Consider the following 860-nt stretch of genomic DNA (forward strand, 5'->3'; position numbering starts at 1 on the left):
GGAGTCTTCGGCCCGCTCTTCCCAGGCAAAGACGCAAGAAGAGAGCACGCCATCAAACTTCACGTCAGCCAGCGTGCCGAAGAACACATCCCAGTTAATCTCTCCCTGGCCCATGTCCAGGTGCTGGTGCACCCGGATCTGCGTAGAGCCCGGTGGGTTGACGATGTAGCGCAGCTGGCTGCTCTTCTTGTGGTTAAAGGTATCTGCCACCCGCACATGGGCCAAGACTGGGGCCGCTTCCTTGATCAGGGCCGCCATGTCATCGCCGTAATAAAAGGTGTGCGGAGCGATATAGGACAGCTTCAAAGCCTTGGAGCCGATGTTCTTTACGATGTCCGCCGCCGGCTGCATGGTCTCGATCCAGTCTTCGGGATGGGGTTCTACGGACAGCGTGATGCCTTCGCGCTCAAAGATCGGCAGCAATTCATCCATGGAGCGGAACCAAGCGGCTTCGCACATCTCTTTGGTGTTGGCGCCCGGGCGCTCACCGACAGAGCGTTCGGGCGAGGCACCCCGGCCAAATTCGGAGATCATGAGCTCACAGCCCATCTCCACCGAGACTTCGATGGCCTTCCTCCAGCAACGCATGGCCCATTGGCGCTCGTCTTCAAACGGGCTGGCCCAGCGGTACATGGGCTGCAGGCTGGCCAATCCCACTCCGTGGGTTTTCATGGCGGACTTGAAGTCCGCTATGCGCTCTTTGGTGGCGCGGGGCATGACCCACCAGTCCAGAAAGTCGGAGCGGGGGGAGAGTTCGATCTGGTCGTAACCCAGCTCGGCGGTGGCACGGCACAGCTCGGGCAGCGACAGGTGCCGGATCATGTACGGGTCTAGGGCTATCTTCATTCAGGTCTCCTGGT

Annotated in this window: 1 protein-coding gene; it reads right to left on the reverse strand. The window is 60.2% G+C overall.

The annotated features are described in order from the left end of the window. The coding region (locus AC1DZ5_RS21530) for a sugar phosphate isomerase/epimerase family protein (RefSeq protein ID WP_477892854.1) at nucleotides 1-846 on the reverse strand (846 nt) is incomplete at its 3' end. Nucleotides 847-860: the final 14 nt, after the last annotated feature.

The sequence above is a fragment of the Rhodoferax sp. P1_F3 genome, from assembly GCF_056405715.1.